Genomic DNA, 15,615 nt, shown 5'->3' on the forward strand with positions numbered 1-15,615 from the left:
GTTATTTAATGCGGCTGGGGTTTTCACTTACGAACGCACCCCAGCCGCCTTTTTTGGCCTTTTTTGAAGATCCACTGGCGGCTGCCGCCGGTGAGTTGGCGTGGTATTGATGACAAATTGCGATAGCAATTCCGTCGGTGGCATCCATAAATTCGCGGCTCAATTCCATTTTCAGGATCTTCTCCAACATATAGGCAACCTGCTCTTTGGAAGCACTTCCGCTTCCTGTAACCGACTGCTTGACTTTCTTCGGCGAATATTCAACAATAGGTATGTTCCGGGCGAGTGCCGCCGCCATTGCCACACCCTGAGCACGTCCGAGTTTCAGCATCGACTGCGCGTTTTTACCATAAAACGGATCCTCAATCGCCATTTCATCGGGCAGGTAATCCTCGATCAGCTGCGTAATGCGCTCAAAGATTTTCTTCAACTTCAACTCGTGCGTGCTATATTTGCTTAAATGAATTACACCATATTGAACGAGGGTAATCTGCTGATTTTTGACCGAAATCACGCCATAACCCATTACCTGAGTACCGGGATCAACACCAATAATTATCTTCTCGGGAGCTTCGGGCTGCTGCAATTTTATCATGGTGCAAGATAACGAACTCTCCCCTCCCAAAGAAAAAACCAGTCGCTTAAACCTCCTGTGGGGCATCAAGCTGATTGTAACTTTTCTGATCCTGAGCTACATCTACAAAACCTTTCAAAGTGAGCATAAAGGTGCCGGTGATGTAGGTCAGGTGCTGAGTAATGCCTGGAACACCGCCAACCTGGCCCTGATCGCATTGATATTGATCCTCGTTCCGGTAAACTGGGCGCTGGAAAGTTTGAAATGGCGCAAGCTGGCGCAGAAAGTACTTCCGATTACGTTCAAGGAGGCTTTCCGCGGCACACTCACCGGGCTCGCAGTAGGTGTGGCTGCGCCTGCCCAGCTGGGAGATACCATCGGCAGGATTGCTTCCCTGAAATCGGACAAGCGGCTCGAAGCGATCGGCGCTGCCTTGGTTTCGAATGGGATACAGTTCAGTGTTTCCGTTGCTGCAGGTGGAGCAGGCTGGTTTTTGTTGATGGACAGGCTGCGTATTCCAGAAGTGACTAAAACGCTGGTGAGCGGGCTCATTGTGACAATCTTCATCCTGAGTTTCCTGGTTGTCTGGTTTAGGAAACAGCTGACTAACTGGCACCCGGCGCGTCCATTTTTTCAAAAACTACATTCTTATATCCGCATCATAGGCGCCTACTCTGCGCCTGAACTACTCTGGGCTTCACTTTACGGCACTTTGCGCTACTGCGTTTTCCTGAGTCAGTTCGTACTTGCATTGTCACTTTTCGATCTTCCTGTATCAGTCTCTGACCTGACCGCCTGCGTTTCGTTGATCTTTCTGGCGAAAACGCTCATTCCTGCCATCAATGTTCTTGGTGATCTGGGCTTGCGGGAATTCACCGCACTGGTTGTATTTGCGTCTTATAACCTGCCGCCTGAAAAGATCATCGCGGCAACATTCATGGTCTGGATTGTGAATGTACTCGGGCCGATCCTCGTCGGCATTTACCTGATCTGGAAGTATAAATGGAGGCAGAGCGCTTAAAAAATGCACCTTATGATTGAACAATACCTGCTTTCCTGGCTTATTCCATTCATCTGGATTCTCACGGGCAGTTATGCCGTTTTCACAGTTGTTCTTTTGTTTTTTTGGTCAAGAATCAAACAACCAGTGCGCAACCTTAGACGGGACTTACCTACTATTTCCGTCATTATTCCGGTCAGGAACGAAGCAGCAAATATATTGTCACTCTTGGCTGATCTCGCCAAGCAAACGTTTCCCGCATCTAAATTTGAGGTATTTGTCATGAACGACAACTCAACAGATCAAACTGCCGGGCTTGTTCGTGATTTTGCAGGAAAAAGTGAATGCAACATCCAATTGATCGATCTGCCGGATACCGCCACCACTTCACCAAAAAAGCGGGCGATTGAAACAGCGATTGCCGTCGCGAAAGGAGAATGGATAGTCACGACTGACGGTGACTGCCGTGTAGGTCCTGACTGGCTGCATACAATCGCAACCAGCCAGGCCGCGAGCAATGCAAAACTGATCAGCTCTCCGGTGACATTCCATTCGCCAGAGACTCTGACAGACCATCTGCAAATTGTTGAATTTTCAAGCCTGATTGGCAGCGGCGCAAGCGCTATTGAAGCGGGATTTCCTTCCATGTGCAACGGCGCCAATCTTGCTTACGAGAAGCAGACGTTTCTTGATGTAAATGGCTACGATGGAGTGCGTCACATTGCCTCGGGTGACGACGAATTTTTAATGCACAAGATTGCCGCCAAGTTTCCCGGTTCAGTCCGTTTCCTGAAAGATCCAGCTGTGATCGTCACTACTGCCCCGCACCGAAAATGGTCTGATTTCTTTCGCCAGAGAAAACGGTGGGCGAGCAAATGGAAGCATTATCAAACTGCAACTCCGCTCGTACTCGCCGTGTACGTATTTCTGTGCAACCTGTCTATCATTTTGGCCGCAGCGATTTGGCTCGCCGGCGCCATCCCGGCAAGCAGCTTTCTTGCAATTGCGGCTTTGAAAAACATACCTGAAATTGTTTTCCTGGGCAGCATATTGAAGTTCCTGCGCCAGTCGCGTTCCATCGCCTTCATTCCATTGACGCAGCTTTTCTATCCATTTTATGTTTGTTTTTTTGGTCTGGCTGCGCAAAAGCCCGAGTACCAGTGGAAAGGCCGGAAGCTGGTCTGAGCAAATAAAAAAAGTGCCCGCAACCGCGGGCACTTTTAAGTTTCACATAACGCTATAAGATTCAATTCTTACTTCTTTAAAATCTTTGTGGTGTGTCTGCCTTCCGCATTCACAACATTCACAATATAAATTCCCTGGGCCAGATTCTGAACATTTACTTTGAATTCTGTCTGGTTAGTAGCTGGTACTGCACTGTAAACAGACTTTCCTGACAAGCTCACGATTTCCAGCTTTTGAACAGCCGAGAAGCTTTTTACATTTACTTCATCCTGCGTTGGATTAGGGAAGAAGCTTACGGCCAGTCTCGCGTCGCAAGTTCCGCATTCAACACTTTTGATCGTGCTGTAATCAAACGATTCGTCTGTATCAACTTGTTGCAAACGATAGTAATAATATTTTGCAGGCGCAGCCTCGCTTGAATACGGAGCATCAGAGAAGGTATATTCAGTTTGGTTCGACTTGTAATCAATGCGCGCCACTGAGCTGAAATTCCGTGCGTCTGTTGACCGCTGTACTACGAAATGAGAGAAATCAGATGCTTCCGATACAACCCATTTCAGTTGATTGTTACAATCTTTGTTCTGTGCAGTGAAACTCGCAAGCTTAACAGGTAAAGTAGTGCTCGGAGGAGGGCTGGTGTAGCAAGCGCCTACCGAAGAAGGATAGTTAACGCTGATCTCAGTCCAGGGATCAACAGTCACGCGGATTTTCGCACCTTCATTGCGCAACGACCCGAAACGATCTTCTACTTCTTCCCATTTCTCTCCATTCTTTGTCCAACCTGGCCAGGCGATGCCATTTCCTTCCAGGTCAACCGCCGCACCGGGGAACAAGATGCTGCCGCTTAGTGGCTTGTCGCTGTCTTCCTGTACCACTTTACCGTCGCTGTTGATCCACTCAATTTTGGCTGTTTTATCAGATGCATCAAAGTTTGAAGGCGTAATCGTATAGTCCAGGTAAGGTGCATTCTGGAAGCATTTCGTATTCACTTCAACAGATATTGTTTTTACTGCCGGCTCCGAGATCGAAGGAATAAATGGCCAGAAGTGGATTTCGTCACCATTATGGGCGAAAGTTTTTGCGATGATCTGTCCGTTGATGTTTCCATTATTCCCTTTTGTAAGCTCAGCCTGCGGTGCAAAAATGGTACCGTGGATTACACTTCCTGTTACCGTTAACGTTTTGGTTGCGTCCGGGAAGTTGTAGATTACATAACTGCCCTGAGGGTCAGACAATCCGCCCACATTCGGGAATTTAATGCTGCTGTTACCGCCTCTGCTCGCGCAGTAAGTCGGGAAATCGATGATATTGATGATCAATCCAAACTTGCCACCGCCAGCTGCATACTGCTCGTCGGTTGTACCCAACTGCGGACCTGATGGAATGTTTTCAAAATTGATATTATTAATGCTGTTCCAAACTGCCGCTGAAACAGTCAGTACATTCAATGCATTCGGGTTAACACGAATCTTTGGGTTCTGATCAAATTTAGACGGATCATTGTAAGGTCCTATTTCAGCGCCTGTGATTACGCCGCCATTCTGGTTGAGGATCGGAAGGTTATCCGCCAGCTCTTTCAAATGCCCTGATCTCTTGATTAAAGTAGTGAATGCGCCGTCGATATCGATTTTGCCTTCACCTGTTCCAAATACATTTTCGAAAATCGGGTTGTAATCTTCTCCCACTTTTCTTCCGGCTTTGAAATCATTTACGTTCGCATTCAGCTGCATATTTGGCTGACTATCCCAGCCACCGTTAATGTCAGTAATGCGGATCGTCGATTCTGCATTGTTCCGGTCTTTGTACCAAACTTTCAGATTATTTAAAGGAGCGCCGTTTGGTGTTCCGTTTCCGATTTTCAAATAATTCTGCCCGTTGATCTGCAGTGTTCCGCTGTTAAGCCGTACACCACCGCGGACTGCCAGTCCGATCGAAACGCCGTCGACAAAAAATGCGCCGTGGGCTTTGTTGAAACTGATCTGATACTGATTAGAGATTAAATTTCCTCCCACTGCAATCGGCCCTTCGGTTTCATTTGGTGCAAGTGTGAGGTCTCCTAAAACAAAGATGTTGAACCGGTGTGCGGCTGCGGTAGGACTTTGAGCCTGGACTTGACTTATGTTTAATGCAAGCGAGGCAAGAAGATAGAGGAGTAGACGTTTGGAGAACATTGTTGAGTCGAGTTTTTAATTGACTCGACGAAATTATGTCGCCTCTAAAAATCTGTTATCCTTTTTGTGACCACGGCAGTGAACTTTGGGGTAACTCTCAGGTTTTTGGGGGTCTTAAATTCTCAAAAATTGCACTATCTCAATATAGTACGTATATAGTTCCGGAAATAAATTGACTACAATTAAAACTTATTCCCGACAGAAACATGCATTTATTCTACATAAATCACGCAATTAAGCAGTATTTATGTCAAACTACTCAGGTGTTTATTCATTCGAGATTATCAACCGGTCTTTACTCTCCTTTTAATAATTGAACTATACCGGGATAACGCTTCTTCCCGCAAAATCAATATACCTGTGTCCGGCAGTGTACCTATCCAATTATTTGTATGCTGTCCGGCCTTTGATTTCTTTGATTTCGTTCTGCATTTCCTGCAACATCCGCATCAGTTGCTGCATGTCGGATTGCGGCTCGGGAAGCTCCTTACTGTGGAAGCTGTAATATTCCCAAAGCTCAATTACATCCGTAATGGGAACGGTGTAGGCAAAATACTGCTTGTTGAAAGATTGCAGCAGCACAGTACCATCCGGATTGATCGTGACCTGCTTGAAGACAAAATCCTGGTCACCTCTTAAAATAACAATGCAGGGCGTCTCGGGCTTGATCGTAGTCCAGTCCTGTACGTACTTGGTGATGATATCCGCTCCTTCCGGTACAGGCAGCATGGAATCCCCTATTGTCGGGAACATCCGGAACGTACCATTCTTGGGGACCGTAGGAAGGTTAAAACGCGGCAGCGTCGCCAGGAACTCAGGATCGCTGTATCCCGAACGGTATCCCGCTTTGGCATGAACAGGAACATACTCGATGTTCTCCTGCTCTTCCTTATCCACAGTAATAGCCAGTACGCGGATCTGGTCGCCTTTCATAAAGATCTCACTTCCCTCTTCCAGATCTTTCAGCTTCTTTTCTGACAGCCTCGCCAGGTCCATTTTCAGGATACTGTCAATGCTCATTCTGAAAAACTCTGAAAAATTAATCAGATCATCAATTGTCGGGTTCGCAGTTCTGCCACTTTCGTGTGCATTTAATTTCACCCTGCTGATACCCAATTTTTCAGCCAAAGCCTCCTGGCTGAGCCGCTGACGAAGACGTAAAAACTTAATGTTTGCCGACCAAAAGATTTCCTGAGCTCTCATAAGTGTTGATATTTAAGAAATCAAATATAAGATATTTTTAATATCAATAAAATCCTGGCACTTATTTTTTATAAAAATCCATGAAAAAATTTTTGTTTAACTATTTTTGAAAAAAGTTAAACAAAATGTCATCGTATTCTATCAAAGACCTCGAACGCATTAGCAACATGAAAGCGCACACAATACGGATATGGGAGCAACGGTACGGCTTGTTTTCGCCGGAAAGAACCGGGTCCAATATCAGGTATTACGATGACGATCAGCTTAAAAAGCTTTTGAATGTGTGCACGCTGCTCAATCAGGGAATGAAGATTTCCAAAATCAGTCAGCTCAGCAAAGCCGAGATCGCCGAAGAAATCGAGCGGATTATCGCCGACTCTGCCCAGGCTGATGCGCAGGTCGAGGCAATCGTGAACCAGGCGCTTGTCGCTGCGTCCACATTTGACGGTGCCCTTTTTGAGGAAACATTTAACCAGGCCGTAAAAAGTTTGGGAATGCGCAAAACATACGAGAAGGTGATCTACCCGCTGCTGGTACGTACCGGTCTGATGTGGATCAAAGATGATCTGCTGCCTTCGCAGGAGCACTTCCTGTCCAACCTGATCCGCCAAAAACTGCTGGCAGCGATTGACGCGCTGCCTTTACCTGCCCGACCTGCGCAGAAGTGGCTGCTTTTTCTGAATGAGGAGGAAGATCATGAAATCGGCTTACTATTTGCGCACTACGTGATCCGGGAATCGGGCCAGAACGTAGTATATCTGGGAGCCAGAGTGCCGTACAGGGACCTCAGCAAGGTGGTACAACAATGCCAACCCACACACATTTATTCCTTTGTTGTCAATAACCAATTCCAGGAACAGCTTCCCGGCTTGCTTGAAAAACTTACTTCCGACTTCAATTCGTGCAACATATGCATTTCCAGCGGGAGTCAATTCGCACAGCAAACCATTGAACAATATCCCGTAACACAGATCGGCTCTATCAATAAGCTGATCGACATAATAAACAGCGATGCAAAACACAGATCCTAAAATGAATGGACACGCACACGAGATCGCGGTGATCGGCTCGGGCTTTTCGGGCCTTGCAGCAGCGGCGGTTTTGGCCAAAGAAGGCGCAAGGGTAACTGTGTTTGAGAAAAACGATACCATCGGCGGACGCGCGCGCAGCTTCACCGAGGAAGGGTTTGTGTTTGATATGGGCCCCAGCTGGTACTGGATGCCCGATGTGTATGAACGTTTTTTTGAGCAGTTCGGAAAATCAGCCTCCGATTTCTACGAGCTCAAAAAGCTTGATCCTGGATTTGCCGTTATTTTCGGTGAAGGTGAGGTAATGGATATTCCGGAAAATTTTGATGAGATATGCGCTCTTTTTGAAAGTATTGAAACCGGCAGTGCAGCCAAGCTCAGGAAATTCATAGAGGAGGGTGAATTCAAATATAATGTGGGTATGCTCGACATGGTTTATAAACCGGGGCATTCAGTTACCGAGTTTTTCAGCTTCTCGCTTTTGAAAAAAGCATTGAAAATCCAGCTGTTCAAATCCTTCTCCGACCACGCAAGACAGTATTTCAAAGACCCTCGCCTGCTCGCGCTGATCGAATTCCCGGTTCTTTTCCTGGGCGCTATGCCGAAGGATACGCCTGCATTGTACAGCCTCATGAACTTTTCAGGACTTAAACAGGGAACCTACTACCCTATCGGTGGATTTGCGAAAGTGGCCGAGGCATTCGGCAAAGTTGCGGAGAGTGTCGGCGTTTCATTTCGTACCGGTCAGAAGGTGGAAAAGCTTGAAATCACTGATGACCGGATCCGGCAGATCCGCTCAAACGGGATCATCAGGAATGTGGATGGCGTAATAGGCAGCGCGGATTACCACCATATTGAATCGACCCTGCTTTCGCCGCAGCACAGAATGTACCAGGAGTCTTATTGGGCAAGCCGCACATTCGCGCCTTCCTGCCTGCTGTTCTATCTGGGCGTGGACAGGAAAATTGATCGGTTGAGACATCACAATCTTTTCTTCGATGAGGATTTTAGTCAGCACGCCGTTGAAATATATAAAGATAAAAAATGGCCGTCGAACCCGCTGTTTTACGTATGCTGCCCCTCCCGCACCGATCCTACCGTGGCGCCTGAGGGCAAGGAGAATATTTTTGTTTTAATGCCCATTGCAACCGGACTTACGGATCCCGAGGAAGTGCGCGAAAGTTATTTTAACTTGTTAATGGACAGGCTTGAAAAGTTTGCAGGCGTGCCAATCAGGGATCACATTATTGTGAAGAAAAGCTACTCGGTATCCGACTTCAAAAGTGACTATAACGCCTACAAAGGCAATGCGTACGGACTTGCAAATACATTAATGCAAACCGCCATCTTCAAACCAAAAATGAGAAGTACGAAAGTGAAAAACCTCTATTACGCAGGCCAGCTTACCGTTCCCGGTCCGGGAGTACCGCCATCGATTATTTCCGGGCAGATTGCCGCTGCTGAACTACTCAAATCCCTAAACTGAATCGCACCATGAAAATGCTCTATGACAACCTGTCGGCATCGTGCAGCAAAAAGACGACCCAATTATACAGTACCTCATTTTCATTGGGAATTTATTTTCTCAAGCCTGCGCTTCGCGCACCTATCTACGCCATTTACGGCTTCGTGCGCTTGGCAGACGAAATCGTTGACAGCTTTCATGACTATGATAAGGAAGCGATGATGGCGGAAATCAGGAAGGCGACGGTGGAGGCAATTGATAAAAAAATCAGCATTAATCCGATCCTAAACAGTTTTCAGCATGTTGTCAATGCGTACCAGATCGAATGGGAATTAATTGATACTTTCCTGAAAAGCATGGAAATGGACCTTCAAAAGAAGGATCACACGCGCGATACATTTCACGAATATGTGCTCGGCTCGGCAGAAGTGGTTGGACTGATGTGCCTGCGCGTTTTCACAGAAGGTAACAAAGAGAGTTTCAATGAGCTAAAACCTTACGCGATGAAGCTGGGCGCTGCTTTTCAGAAGGTTAACTTTTTGCGCGACTTAAAAGCTGATTATCAAGACCTCGGCAGAACTTATTTCCCGGGCGTCAACTTCGACCACTTTTCGCACGTTGATAAAGAAATTATTCAGCAGGAGATACAGCAGGATTTTGACCAGGCGCTGATCGGCATCAAAAAACTGCCCGGAGGAGCCCGCCGCGGGGTTTATCTTGCCTATTATTATTATAAAAAGCTGTTTCTGAGAATCAAGGCGACGCCGCCGGAAAAGGTGATGAATGCAAGGATACGCATCCCCGATTATGACAAGTTCGGATTGATGTTTCGATCCCTTTTAAGGCACCAGTTTGACCTGTTATGACGTTGTAACTTTGACATTCAGGCAATGCTAAACCCGATAACCCACATAACATGGAAGATCAAGTAATACTGGTCAACGAAGAAGATGTTGAAATTGGCTTGATGCCAAAACTGGAAGCGCACCAGAAAGGAATGCTGCACCGTGCATTCTCGGTTTTTATTTTTAATACAAAAGGCGAAATGCTGTTGCAGCGCCGCGCGTTCGGCAAATACCATTCAGAAGGATTGTGGTCGAACACCTGCTGCAGTCACCCTTTTCCAGAAGAATCTGCCAACCGTGCCGCCTCCCGGAGGTTAAGGGAAGAAATGGGAATTTCCGCTGATCTAAACTTCCTGTATACTTTTCAATACCGCGTTCAGCTCGAAAACGGACTTACAGAAAACGAGCTCGACCATGTGTTCTGGGGGATATCGGATGAAAAGCCGTTGATCAATACCGATGAGGTAAGTGAATATAAATACATGACAATGAACGACGTCAAAGCAGACCTGATCCTGAATCCCGGAAATTATACCGAATGGTTCAAGATTTGCTTTGCTGCCGTAGCTGAACAACTCAAACTGAAAATTTAAGCCGGCTGGTCCGGGTAGCTTTACGATTATATGCCAATCTGGTTTTCAAATACGCTCATAGTAGCCGCCGCCTTCATCGGCATGGAATGTGTCGCCTGGCTGGCGCATAAGTACCTTATGCACGGTTTTCTGTGGTTCCTGCACCATGATCACCACCAGCGTGATGACGGGGATTTCTTTGAAAAGAATGACTACTTCTTCGTCATTTTCGCAACGCCGGGGATTACCTGTCTTGCCGTTGGTTTGAACCAGGGATTTAATTACCTTTTCTGGATCGGCCTGGGCATTACATTATACGGGTTTACCTATTTCGTGGTGCACGATGTATTTATCCACCAGCGGTTCAAAGTTTTCCGGAACACCGATTCTGTTTACCTCCGTGCAATCAGGCGCGCCCATAAAATGCACCACAAACATCTGGGCAAAAACGAGGGCGAATGCTTTGGAATGCTGTGGGTACCTCTGAAATATTTCCGCGAAGCCAAAAAAACACTTGCTAAATGAATTACCTGTACCTGGTGGTTGATCTCGCCTCCATTTCAGTGCCGTTACTTGCTTCTTTTCACCCAAAAATCGGCTTGTCCAAACATTGGGATATTCTCTGGCCGTCGCTTTTGCTATGCGCTGTTCCATTCATCATCTGGGACAGCTTCTTTACCCAAATCGGTGTGTGGGGATTTACACCAAAGTACCTGACGGGCATTTACCTGTTTCAGCTGCCCATTGAGGAGATCCTCTTCTTCATCTGCATTCCTTATGCCTGCGTTTTCTCTTATTATTCATTCAAAATCTTTCACAGGGAAGGTTTTAAGGTACGTGCAGAAGGTTTTATCACCTTGTTCTTTATCAGTCTGGCGCTGGTTTCAGCTGTGATTTTTCATGAACGCGCGTACACTTTTTCAACTTCAATCCTGCTGGCCGCATTCCTGCTGTACCTGCGATTTGTCGTAAAACCACGGTGGCTGAGTATGTTCTATTATGCGCATATGTACCTGATTATCCCGTTTGTGATCGTAAACGGAATACTGACCGGCACCGGGCTCGATGAACCGGTTGTATGGTATAACGATGCTGAAAACATAGGTGTGCGATTTCTTACCATTCCGGCAGAAGACCTTTTTTACGGATTGCTGATGCTGATCCTGAATGTTTTTGTTTTTGAAAAACTATTGGAAAGAAAGCTGTCCGCGACAACCCCTAAAACGCTGGCCCGTGAGTTAAACCAATGAGCTTGTCTGTCAACGCAGGCGCATTGTGCAGAAACCGCAATGCAAGATCCGTTGTAACTTTTTTACCAAAAAGATTTTGCAGGTAGTAGCCCGCAGTAATTCGGTTTTTGAATGCACGGTCCCATTCCCGCTTGTAATTGGCAGCCAGTTCTGCGGCAGACTGCTGATTTTGAAGGTACCTTACAATTTCGACAGCCAGTAATTTGGAAGCGCGCATTCCCATGCTCATTCCATTTCCGCAAAGCGGCGTGATGGTGCCGGCCGCATCACCGAGGAGCAACACGCCGTTTAAAACAGTTTGCTTTTTCTGAAAGTGAACATTGCTGATCACCAGCGGCTGTTTGTACAGAAACTCAGAATTGAGAAAATATTTCCTTAGAAACGGATTTTTGAACAGGACGTGTTCTTCCATTTGTCTGATATCCTTTCCGTTTTCCTGCAAATTCCTCGAAGTTGTGAGGTAGCACAGACAATATTTATCCCCTTCCACTTTGGAAATTCCGCAGTAACCATCTTTGAAGTTGTGCAACTCAATGCGGTCAGCGGGAAAGTCTGTTTTAATGTGGTATTTGACGCCGATATAGTTATTGTCGCCCCCGCTTTTCGGCTCATTGATATACTGCGGCGCGTATTTCCCGTAGCTCCCGCAAACAACTTTGGCCATGAATGTACCCTGCGTTGTTTGCAGGAAATAGGCTTTGCCCTCTTGTTTTACGTCGTTCACCCTGCATTCTTCCATGATCACCACACCAAGCTGTCGGGCGCGCAGACTCAGTTCATGATCCAGCAAAAAGCGGCTGATACCAAAACCACCGGATTTTAGATTCTGATTGAGCATAAAACCATTTTCGGAGCTGATCCCGAGCTTGCTGATCATCGGTATCCCGGCCTTTTCAAATGGGAACCCAAGCGTGTGCAGGAATCCGTAGCTTTCCATGGAAATGTACTCGCCGCAAACTTTGTGGAACGGGTACCGACCTTTTTCGAAAACAATAACAGACCGCTCCTGCCCGGCCAGCTGAATTGCGAGACAAAGCCCCGAGAGCCCGCCGCCGATAATAGCGCATTCGTATTGTTCAGTCTGCATTTCCATAAACAATCACCTCGTGCCTGAATGCCCATTTATTACGCACCGAATACCGCCCGGCACCAGCTTCGCCGAGGATAGAAAGCCACTCCCGCTTCTTGAAACCCCGCAATACAGAAAGCGGTGCGTCGTGTTTCACCAGGTATGATTTTGAAAACAGCTGGGTAAGAAATCGTATCGAATAATGCGCCAATGCATTCCTTTCCAAATCGTTGATGATCAGAACGACTTTGTGCTTCAATGCAAAGGAGACCAGCTCTATTAGCTCATTGTCGGTAAGGTGGTGACAAAAAAGACACGCGTGAATGATATCTGCATTTTCAACGTGATTGAACAAATTCCGGTAATCGTCGCAGATCAGATCAATTTTCAGGTTGCCAATATTTTGCTTCGCATAATCAATGCAAACAGGTTTGATATCAATGCCACAAAGTTCCAGCTGGTATCCCGCCTTTTTGTTCCAGGTCGCTATTCTCTTCAAGGTATCCCCTCCTCCGCAGCCGATGTCAACCAGTTGACAGGATCTGTCTCCTTTCAGTACCTTTTTCAATGCTGAAAACGAGATATCATAACCTCCGAGCCAGTGGTTAATGAAATCGAGCTCCCGAAGATTCCGGAAAAGAGCCGCTGGCGGGATATCGTCTTCGTCCAGTAACTCCTTACGTGGGCTCCGCGACTTAAACATACCGCAGCTGCATGGTTTCGATACTCAGACCGGGACCGAATGCCGCGCCGAAGATCCGGTCACCCTGATGTTCCGGTTTAGCCTTTTCCAAAACTGCTTTCAACACGAAGAGTACGGTTGGAGAAGACATATTTCCGTAATCCTTTAACACCTGGTAAGTAGACGCCAGCAGGCACTTGTCAAGGTCGAGCGCCAGGGCAAAATCATCCACAATGCGCTTGCCGCCCGGATGCACAGCCCAGTGCTTGTAATCGTCTGCCTTCAATCCGATCGCCTGCAGCATCGGCTTAATACTCTTACTGATCAGATCGGGCACGTAAGATGTAAGCTTCATGATAAAACCCGTCTCGGAAAGCTGCCAGGCCATATCAGAATACCCATTGTGCAATATCATCGAGTTGAATGACTCGATCTTAACCTGATGCGCAAAGTCGCCGGAAGGCTGAGAAGTAACCAATGCAGCAACTGCACCGTCACCAAAAAGCAAGTTAGACAACAGGTAATCTTCATTGTACTGTCTCTGAAAATGAATGGTGCACAGCTCGGTACACACCACCAACACAGTAGCAGCCGGGTTACTTTTGCAAATGGCATCTGCATTCTTCAAAGCAATAATAGCTGCATTGCAGCCCATAAAATTAACGCTGCTGCGCTGTACCGAAGGGTTCAGGTCCAGCTCCCGCATGAGCTCCACATCCAGACCGGGCGCGAAAAGGCCGGTACAGGTTACTGTGATCAAATGCGTAATATTTGGTTTGATATCCTCGAAATCCTTGATCTTATCTATTGCTTTTCTGGAAAGTTTCGTAGCGTGCTGCTGGTAAAGCTGCATCCGCTGACTAAGCCCGGGTTCGGGAAGCAGGTCACGGGTTTTATTAAAGAACTCAAATTCTGCGGGTTCTTTATCAAAATCACTTATAACAGAATACCTCGTCTCAATCCCCGTTTTTCCGGCCACGATCCTGATTTTTCGCTGCGTAGTCAGGTCATCGGTGGATTCTGAGTAAAATGATGTGAGTGTTTCCTGGGAATAACGATGATCGGGAACGGCTGTCTCAATTGCTGATAGATAACTCAAGGGAATTCTGTTAATGATAATTAAAACGATGAAACAACTATTCATGCAAATCGCCGCTATCCAGTTCATACGCATGGTATTCCTGAAATTGGCCTCGCTACGGTCTTTTCTTACCTTATAAAACCAGGTTGCGAAATAGATCACAATGGGAGCGAAAAACACCTGGATCATGAAAAAAATCATTCCCAGCTCCAGCGCTGTAAAATACAGATAGTAGAACAGGTTACAGAGCAGGAACATTACTGCTGTGAACGCGAAAGTTCCTGTGTATCCCAGCTTGTAGCTTAATGTAATTACCCCGTCTTTCAGATCCTGCTGATGCTGGTATATCTGCGTCAGCGGATAGGCACCGGCGATCTGAAAGGAGCAGCCCAGAAGTACAAAGCAGTTTGCCTGTGTCAGTTCAAGCGCTTGTCCGGAGATGCCGGCGATGGACATGTAATAAGTAAATGCGCCCTGAAAAATCACCACCGTAAGAAAACCGCGCACGGGATATTTTTTGAGCCTGATCGAAGGTGAACTGTAAGCGCGGGAAGCGGCTATGTACAGCAGGAGACAGCCTGCAAAGAATGCGTTGATAAAAAAGAAGGCGATCAGGATGGCAGCTATATCCATCAAAATGGTGATATAAAACAGCTCAGAGGTAGGAAGCGGAGGCTTTTCCAGCCCGCCGACACTCTCTTCATCTTTGTCTATATAACTATTGTAACCATTGCTGGCGGGATATACCAGCAAGTGAATAACCAGCAAACTGAGCAAAGCCTGGTGGTGCACAACCGTTTCGGCCTGACTGTATGCAAAAAGGAATAATGGAAGAAGAAAAAAAGAGAAAGGGATTCTCAGCAGCCTGATCGTATCGCCATGAATGAGCATGGCGTAATTTAGTAAGAAAAGGAGTTTCTAGATACAAAAGCAGGATCAGCGCGCCAAGAAATTTTGAAGTGTTGCTTGATTTATAAAAAAAGGCCTGACAGCAGAGATTTTGCTACCAGGCCGCATTCAATTCACTTTGACAAGATTATTCCGGCGAGAGAATAGATGTTTTTACGTCGCCGAAAATCGTAGTACCGCTCCCTAGTTTTGCATAAGCACGGTAGAAAATCCTGTTTTCGTTCGAAGGAAGAAATTGCTCCTGTGACAATGTCAGCTGCGAAATCGGCGCCGAAAAGATTGTTTTTTCATCTGCTTCTGTGGGAATTATACCACTTGAACCGAAACCTGCGACGCGGTACAAAGTTCCATATTCAATTATAGGAATCTCACCCAGCTTTGGAAAAACGACTTTAAAAATTACGCTATTAGAATTGACGTTAAGATCCATTGTCTGGATTTCAGGTGCCTCAGGTGTTTCCGGCACCACGTGGTCGTCGCAGGAAAATGCCATTATAAAAATGGATAGAAACAGACAGAGCGCTGTGGCAGTCTTTTTCAAAGTAAAAACCCTCGTTTTCATAAGTTGCTTTTAAGTTACG

The 15,615-nt window shown here is 46.5% G+C and carries 15 protein-coding genes; 8 read left to right on the forward strand and 7 right to left on the reverse strand.

All coding sequences use genetic code 11. The features are described from left to right. Window position 1: 1 nt before the first annotated feature. On the reverse strand, window positions 2–595 hold the full coding sequence (ruvC, locus tag AC1XTG_RS03580) for a crossover junction endodeoxyribonuclease RuvC (RefSeq protein ID WP_056286825.1): 594 nt from the start codon (window positions 593–595) through the stop codon (window positions 2–4). On the opposite strand from ruvC, the gene AC1XTG_RS03585 reads away from it, so the two are divergent. Next, a complete protein-coding gene (locus AC1XTG_RS03585) occupies window positions 594–1,595 on the forward strand; it encodes a lysylphosphatidylglycerol synthase domain-containing protein (protein ID WP_484841049.1) in 1,002 nt (333 codons plus the stop codon). The genes ruvC and AC1XTG_RS03585 overlap by 2 nt on opposite strands. 12 nt (window positions 1,596–1,607) lie before the next feature. Further along, window positions 1,608–2,759 carry a glycosyltransferase family 2 protein gene (locus tag AC1XTG_RS03590; protein ID WP_484841050.1) on the forward strand — a complete coding sequence of 384 codons (1,152 nt, stop codon included), beginning with the start codon at window positions 1,608–1,610 and terminating at the stop codon, window positions 2,757–2,759. A 68-nt stretch (window positions 2,760–2,827) separates the two neighbouring features. Here the strand turns inward: AC1XTG_RS03590 and AC1XTG_RS03595 are convergent, their stop codons facing one another. Together AC1XTG_RS03595 and AC1XTG_RS03600 are read right to left on the reverse strand one after the other, a co-directional pair. Further along, a complete protein-coding gene (locus AC1XTG_RS03595; protein WP_484841051.1) occupies window positions 2,828–4,930 on the reverse strand; it encodes a choice-of-anchor A family protein in 2,103 nt (700 codons plus the stop codon). Between the two features lie 384 nt (window positions 4,931–5,314). Beyond that, window positions 5,315–6,133: an XRE family transcriptional regulator gene (locus tag AC1XTG_RS03600; RefSeq protein WP_484841052.1), complete on the reverse strand. Its 819-nt coding sequence runs from the start codon at window positions 6,131–6,133 to the stop codon at window positions 5,315–5,317. A gap of 125 nt (window positions 6,134–6,258) precedes the next feature. Here AC1XTG_RS03600 and AC1XTG_RS03605 point away from each other — a divergent pair, with 125 nt between their 5' ends. Genes AC1XTG_RS03605 through AC1XTG_RS03630 form a run of 6 tightly spaced genes read left to right on the forward strand, consistent with a single transcriptional unit; the run spans window position 6,259 to window position 11,293 of the window. Continuing rightward, window positions 6,259–7,164 (forward strand): MerR family transcriptional regulator, encoded by a 906-nt coding sequence (locus AC1XTG_RS03605; protein ID WP_484841053.1) that lies wholly within the window; start codon window positions 6,259–6,261, stop codon window positions 7,162–7,164. Beyond that, on the forward strand, window positions 7,145–8,647 hold the full coding sequence (locus AC1XTG_RS03610; protein ID WP_484841054.1) for a phytoene desaturase family protein: 1,503 nt from the start codon (window positions 7,145–7,147) through the stop codon (window positions 8,645–8,647). Before AC1XTG_RS03605 ends, AC1XTG_RS03610 begins: the two co-directional genes overlap by 20 nt. 8 nt (window positions 8,648–8,655) lie before the next feature. Next, window positions 8,656–9,492 carry a phytoene/squalene synthase family protein gene (locus AC1XTG_RS03615; RefSeq protein ID WP_056286806.1) on the forward strand — a complete coding sequence of 279 codons (837 nt, stop codon included), beginning with the start codon at window positions 8,656–8,658 and terminating at the stop codon, window positions 9,490–9,492. Window positions 9,493–9,542: 50 nt separating this feature from the next. Continuing rightward, window positions 9,543–10,064, forward strand: coding sequence for an isopentenyl-diphosphate Delta-isomerase (gene idi, locus AC1XTG_RS03620; protein ID WP_056286803.1), 522 nt, complete (start codon window positions 9,543–9,545; stop codon window positions 10,062–10,064). A 30-nt stretch (window positions 10,065–10,094) separates the two neighbouring features. Then, on the forward strand, window positions 10,095–10,568 hold the full coding sequence (locus AC1XTG_RS03625; RefSeq protein ID WP_056286800.1) for a sterol desaturase family protein: 474 nt from the start codon (window positions 10,095–10,097) through the stop codon (window positions 10,566–10,568). Then, window positions 10,565–11,293 carry a lycopene cyclase domain-containing protein gene (locus AC1XTG_RS03630; protein ID WP_056286799.1) on the forward strand — a complete coding sequence of 243 codons (729 nt, stop codon included), beginning with the start codon at window positions 10,565–10,567 and terminating at the stop codon, window positions 11,291–11,293. Before AC1XTG_RS03625 ends, AC1XTG_RS03630 begins: the two co-directional genes overlap by 4 nt. Here AC1XTG_RS03630 and AC1XTG_RS03635 read toward each other — a convergent pair. The 4 genes from AC1XTG_RS03635 to AC1XTG_RS03650 all read right to left on the reverse strand — a co-directional run bounded on the left by AC1XTG_RS03635 (window position 11,262) and on the right by AC1XTG_RS03650 (window position 15,596). Further along, window positions 11,262–12,380 carry an NAD(P)/FAD-dependent oxidoreductase gene (locus tag AC1XTG_RS03635; RefSeq protein WP_484841055.1) on the reverse strand — a complete coding sequence of 373 codons (1,119 nt, stop codon included), beginning with the start codon at window positions 12,378–12,380 and terminating at the stop codon, window positions 11,262–11,264. The two genes, AC1XTG_RS03630 and AC1XTG_RS03635, sit on opposite strands and share 32 nt — an antisense overlap. Then, window positions 12,370–13,065 carry a methyltransferase domain-containing protein gene (locus AC1XTG_RS03640; protein ID WP_484841056.1) on the reverse strand — a complete coding sequence of 232 codons (696 nt, stop codon included), beginning with the start codon at window positions 13,063–13,065 and terminating at the stop codon, window positions 12,370–12,372. Before AC1XTG_RS03640 ends, AC1XTG_RS03635 begins: the two co-directional genes overlap by 11 nt. Then, window positions 13,058–15,016 (reverse strand): UbiA family prenyltransferase, encoded by a 1,959-nt coding sequence (locus tag AC1XTG_RS03645; protein ID WP_484841057.1) that lies wholly within the window; start codon window positions 15,014–15,016, stop codon window positions 13,058–13,060. The genes AC1XTG_RS03640 and AC1XTG_RS03645 overlap by 8 nt, the downstream gene beginning before the upstream one ends. Window positions 15,017–15,161: 145 nt before the next feature. Then, entirely contained in the window at window positions 15,162–15,596 is a 435-nt protein-coding gene (locus tag AC1XTG_RS03650; RefSeq protein WP_484841058.1) for a hypothetical protein, read from the reverse strand. Window positions 15,597–15,615 lie beyond the last annotated feature (19 nt).

The sequence above is a fragment of the Dyadobacter sp. HNCC25DJ183 genome, from assembly GCF_056895175.1.

Coding starts and splice junctions, on each gene's coding strand:
- AC1XTG_RS03645 (WP_484841057.1), bottom strand. CDS start 15,016: ATGCTCATTCATGGCGATACGATCAGGCTGCTGAGAATCCCTTTCTCT.
- ruvC (WP_056286825.1), bottom strand. CDS start 595: ATGATAAAATTGCAGCAGCCCGAAGCTCCCGAGAAGATAATTATTGGT.
- AC1XTG_RS03585 (WP_484841049.1), top strand. CDS start 594: ATGGTGCAAGATAACGAACTCTCCCCTCCCAAAGAAAAAACCAGTCGC.
- AC1XTG_RS03630 (WP_056286799.1), top strand. CDS start 10,565: ATGAATTACCTGTACCTGGTGGTTGATCTCGCCTCCATTTCAGTGCCG.
- AC1XTG_RS03635 (WP_484841055.1), bottom strand. CDS start 12,380: ATGCAGACTGAACAATACGAATGCGCTATTATCGGCGGCGGGCTCTCG.
- AC1XTG_RS03650 (WP_484841058.1), bottom strand. CDS start 15,596: ATGAAAACGAGGGTTTTTACTTTGAAAAAGACTGCCACAGCGCTCTGT.
- AC1XTG_RS03615 (WP_056286806.1), top strand. CDS start 8,656: ATGAAAATGCTCTATGACAACCTGTCGGCATCGTGCAGCAAAAAGACG.
- AC1XTG_RS03590 (WP_484841050.1), top strand. CDS start 1,608: ATGATTGAACAATACCTGCTTTCCTGGCTTATTCCATTCATCTGGATT.
- AC1XTG_RS03605 (WP_484841053.1), top strand. CDS start 6,259: ATGTCATCGTATTCTATCAAAGACCTCGAACGCATTAGCAACATGAAA.
- idi (WP_056286803.1), top strand. CDS start 9,543: ATGGAAGATCAAGTAATACTGGTCAACGAAGAAGATGTTGAAATTGGC.
- AC1XTG_RS03600 (WP_484841052.1), bottom strand. CDS start 6,133: ATGAGAGCTCAGGAAATCTTTTGGTCGGCAAACATTAAGTTTTTACGT.
- AC1XTG_RS03595 (WP_484841051.1), bottom strand. CDS start 4,930: ATGTTCTCCAAACGTCTACTCCTCTATCTTCTTGCCTCGCTTGCATTA.
- AC1XTG_RS03640 (WP_484841056.1), bottom strand. CDS start 13,065: ATGTTTAAGTCGCGGAGCCCACGTAAGGAGTTACTGGACGAAGACGAT.
- AC1XTG_RS03610 (WP_484841054.1), top strand. CDS start 7,145: ATGCAAAACACAGATCCTAAAATGAATGGACACGCACACGAGATCGCG.
- AC1XTG_RS03625 (WP_056286800.1), top strand. CDS start 10,095: ATGCCAATCTGGTTTTCAAATACGCTCATAGTAGCCGCCGCCTTCATC.